This window comes from Bacteroidales bacterium, from assembly GCA_023229505.1.
Taxonomy (GTDB): domain Bacteria; phylum Bacteroidota; class Bacteroidia; order Bacteroidales; family JAGOPY01; genus JAGOPY01.
In genome coordinates, this window is record JALNZD010000086.1 from 1 (window position 1) to 4613 (window position 4613).

A 4613-nucleotide genomic window follows, 5' to 3' on the forward strand; every position below is an offset into this window, starting at 1 on the left:
ATGATTTCATATATGCCTATTTAGGCACAAAAATAAATCAACATTATCCTATTTATCCATCTGATTTAAAATCTTTTAAACAATATTTTGTGAATAACTGTGCCTAAAAAGTGAAAAGTTACGGTTATAATAAATTTGGAAAACCAGTACTTTTGATTGAGTAAATTTTTTGATAAGAAGAGGAAAGAAAATCCCGACCCATGACGCAGCAAAAGAGAAAATATGAGCAAAAGACCATGTGGGTGGCTATTCTTACTTCAATCACAATGGTTGTGGAAATAATTTTCGGGCTTACCACTAAGTCGATGGCCCTGCTTGCCGACGGCATCCACATGGGTTCGCATGTTCTTGCCATTGGTTTGAGCTGGCTGGCTTACATTATAGTAAGGAGGGTTTCTGATAATGAAAAATACAACGGGAAGTCGGATAAGATCCTCTCCTTGTCCGGTTACAGCAGCGGCCTGATGTTGCTGATATTTGCGATTGTCATCATGGCTGAAGCTGTTAAGCGTTTTTATAATCCAGCTGAGATAAAGTATCATGAAGCCATTCTTATTGCCATCATAGGTCTGATAGTTAATATCGTCAGTGCGATTTTGCTTCATCATGACAATCAACACTCCGATCACAATATACGCGCAGCCTATCTTCATGTTATTGCAGATGCATTGACAAGTGTGTCGGCAATCCTCGGCCTGACCGCAGCGATGATCTGGGGCATTGCCCATATTGATACCATCGCAGCCGTTTTGAGTTCAATATTGATTATCAGGTGGTCGGTCGGATTATTGAAAAATTCCGGGAAAGTATTACTGGATTTGGAAACAGATTCTGATCATCATACACATTGAGGATTTAACAAACAGATCCTTTGGTCTTTTAATCTTTATTCAATTTATATTTGGGTTATACTTTTAACTTTGCCCTTTGCCCTTTGCCCTTTGAACTATTCGTTGAACGGCCTTTCCCCTTCACGCTCCACGCTTACGATAAAATACTTAGTATCTCCTCTCCAGGGAAAGATTGAATACCGTTTGATATAATGAAGGTTAACTCTTTCCCCGCTGAGGGCAACGGCTTCCAGTTCCCTGATCACATCGGGTTTGCTCGTCTCGACCGAGAAATCAAAAGTTTCGGCAAATGGTGAAGCTCCTTTTAATGCACCGAAAGATTGCAGGTTCAACTGGCCTTCATAGGTCTTGAAAACGATCCCTTTCTTGCTGATCCTTACAACGCTCCCGGCACGAACACCTTCGTCATAAATACTAAAGTATAAAAAGATAGTTATGCCGGCAACCAGGACCAACAGGATGATTGCCAGGTTTCTGAAAAAGTGACCCTTTTTTTTGGGCACGCCGGCGGTGTTTGGATCTTCCATCACTAGCAAATATTAAGGTGAAGCAGAGAACAAAATTAAAAACTTAAAGGTAATAAAAAAAAGGGCATAAAGCAACGCTCAATGCCCTTCGCCCTTCGCTCTATGCCCTAAGCATTTTAATGCCGGATAACGATTTTCTTTGAAATGCTGCCTGACTCAGAACTGACCTTCAGCACATAAAGTCCATCCTTAAAATCCGTCGTATTAATAAAATAAGATGAATTGGTCCGCATGCCTGAAATCTCATCTGCATATACAATCTTACCCAGCAGATCACTGAGCTCAATCCGCGTATTTCCTTTTAGTGTTTCGCCTGTCCTGATGTTCAGACGCTCATTGGCCGGGTTGGGGTAAATAGAAACCATGACATCGTTTTCCGGGTCGCTTACACCAAGCACATTATTAGTAGCCACGTTGGAATATGAACTGCCATAATCGGTTGACCTGTTGACCGGATTACAACCGGCAGGATTTATAACTTCAACAATGTAATATACATTGCCGACCGGCGCTTCCAGATCTGTATAGGAATTAAAACTGGCCGAGATGGTTGCAATCTGGTTATACCCGCTGACATCAGTTTTGCGGTAAATGTTATAGGTAGCCACATCGAATCCGATATAATCTGTCCAGATGAGGTTCCATGAATTTCCGACACCCTGGTTGATCGAAAGATGGATCGTCTGGTGCAGGTCGCCAGCAGGGAAAATATGGCCATCAGCATCTTCAAAACCCAGTTCATACCGGTATGATTTCATATTCGGATTCGAATTGGTATCAGTGAAGACGGCTAAATCACTATAATTCACTATTCCAATAGGTTCATAAATTCCAGCCTCATCGCTCTCTTTGTAAACGATGAATTTATCGATTAATGAAGAAACCGGCTTTTCCCAAACGATGACATTATAATTTGTCGTGCTGTCGACCGACACCATGCAGATAGGTGTTTCAGGGTAAGTAAGGATGCTGAACACATTACTGGTATCAGAGACAAAATCCAGATAATAATCGGAAACTCTTATCAGGCATTGGTTTGATGAAATATCGGGGGTAATCCATTCATAGCTGCCCTGAATGTCTTCGATAACCACATAGCTGATGTAATTCCATGTCTGGCCATTATCTGCCGAATATTCAAGGTAAACATAGTAAGCTGATGGATTGTCATAGGACCAGGAAATGTTATAAGCCGACCCGGTATTCCATATTTCACCTCCAAGAGGAGAAGAAAGAGTGATAACCGGTGTTTCAAGGATAGTAAACATAGCGCTCAGTCCAAACCTTGACGGGTCGGCAGCATCAGAAATGCGTATAACGCATGATTCGGAAGGTGTTCCCATCACAGTCCAGTAGTAATAATACTGCGTGGCATCGATGTCTTGAGCCACCGTCTGCCAGGTTTGTCCGTTATCAGATGACAGGTCAATATTTAACAGACTGATATCATCTGCGGCCAGCCAACTCAGGTAGGTCTGGCTCTTATTGTAGAATGAGTAACCTTCATAAGGATAATAAACAATAACCGGGGGGACATTCACCGTAAACATCTGGTCGCTTTCGTCCATGACGACATCGTAATAATAGTCATAAACTCTGACCATGGCGGTCGTTGTGGATATATAAGGCACATATACTTCGGCATTCCCACCTGTTTCAGTACCATACCCATACCCAAGACCTGACCATGTCTGACCTCCATCGGCAGAAAAATCGATATAAACATAGGCCGGGAGATTGGTCCCGGTCCAGCTCACAGTTGCAATCTCAGAATAGTTCCACACTTCACCTCCATTAGGTGAAGTAAGGCTGATAGTAGGCAATTCCACGATGGAAAAAACCGGACTCAAACCATAAGATGTAGAATCTGTCGCATCTGCAATCCTGATAACGGCCTGGTCAGTCAGCACATCCGGAGCAGTCCACGTATAATCGAATCCGGAATAGTTGCTAATGATATTGGTCCAGGTTGTCCCGTTATCCAGCGAATAGTCAAGCGTAAAGTCCGTAAGGGTATACGAATACCAATCAATGTAAACAGGCGCTGTCCGGTAATAAAAATCTCCATAGTAAGGAGAATAAATGTAAACCGGTGGTTCGGTAACTGTAAAAAAACTATCGCTTTCATCGGTCACAGTCGGGTCATTGTAATCGGAAATCCTGATCATTGCCTGAGTAGTTGTATAGAGATAGTTCTGGAAAGTATAACTGCTGACTGAGTCTATTGCATAAATGAAATCCAGGTAATTCCAATATTGTCCGCCATCTTCTGAGTACTCAATCAGCCCTGTAGCAGGCTCTCCTGTATATTCCCATGAGATCGTACAAGTGGAGCCCTGCAGCCAGTTTTCTCCGCCGTTGGGGGATAGCAGAGTAAGGGTAGTGTTCTGGCCGAAAGTCAGAGAGTTAAAGAAAAGGACAACCATAATAATCATCAGCCCTTTTCCTGCTTTTGTCATTTGAGAGTAATGTTTTGTTTTCATTGTTACCATTTTTGTAAAGTTAATATAAAAAAAATTACATAACAAAATAAATACATACTTGATTGTTAGAAAAACAAAAAACGATCAACTGGAAAATCAATTCCCCGAACGGGCATTTTTTGGCGCTGAGTGTTTTTCATACCTTTGCCTTTTCATTTATATTAACAGAAAGTAAGATGGTACATAATTTTCAACCAACAGCCTATCATTTGCAATCGCTGGTTACCGGAAGGGATTTTGAAGATGCCGGATGGATGTTGGAAGCCCCCGGAGAAGATAAACCTTCGCTGCTGCAGACGGTGTACACCCAGGATCAGTTACAGGTGAAAGAAGATGGCTTTGGCCTGTATAAATTTGCCGAATGGTTACCCGTGAAGCGCTTTTTAAATGGTTCATCATATCCGGTAACATATAAAAGTGAAAAATTAGCTTCCTGTTTAGGCTTGACAAATCTGTACATCACATTCAGCGGCTGGTGGCCTGAGAAAGGGGCGACTATGAAAACCTGCTCTTTCAAGGAAACCGAGGCCTACTCTGTATGTGCGCGGCTACAGGAAAATTCTGGTAAAGTTTTGGTAGTTGCTTCTGCGGGAAATACGGCCCGCTCCTTTGCCCGCGTTTGTTCCCCCGAGTTTGACACTTCATTTTTGTAATTGATTTATATACAGCACAGTAATGGCTTGCATAGAGGTTTGTGCCACTACATTTCGTTCTTTTTTATAAGATTTTAGATGGTATTCTCATGTTCATAG

General features: G+C 42.0%; 3 protein-coding genes and 1 pseudogene. 2 read left to right on the forward strand and 2 right to left on the reverse strand.

Features of this window, described 5'->3' with window-relative positions; genetic code table 11:
- Nucleotides 1-200: 200 nt before the first annotated feature.
- On the forward strand, nt 201-851 hold the full coding sequence (locus tag M0Q51_17030; protein MCK9401675.1) for a cation diffusion facilitator family transporter: 651 nt from the start codon (nt 201-203) through the stop codon (nt 849-851).
- 95 nt (nt 852-946) lie between these two features.
- On the opposite strand, the gene M0Q51_17035 is transcribed toward M0Q51_17030, so the two are convergent.
- Together M0Q51_17035 and M0Q51_17040 are read right to left on the reverse strand one after the other, a co-directional pair.
- A complete protein-coding gene (locus M0Q51_17035; GenBank protein MCK9401676.1) occupies nt 947-1378 on the reverse strand; it encodes a hypothetical protein in 432 nt (143 codons plus the stop codon).
- A 116-nt stretch (nt 1379-1494) separates the two neighbouring features.
- Nucleotides 1495-3861 (reverse strand): T9SS type A sorting domain-containing protein, encoded by a 2367-nt coding sequence (locus M0Q51_17040; protein MCK9401677.1) that lies wholly within the window; start codon nt 3859-3861, stop codon nt 1495-1497.
- Nucleotides 3862-4037: 176 nt separating this feature from the next.
- Between M0Q51_17040 and M0Q51_17045 the strand changes: the two are divergent.
- Nucleotides 4038-4487: pseudogene (locus tag M0Q51_17045) on the forward strand (cysteate synthase).
- The last annotated feature ends 126 nt before the right edge of the window (nt 4488-4613 follow it).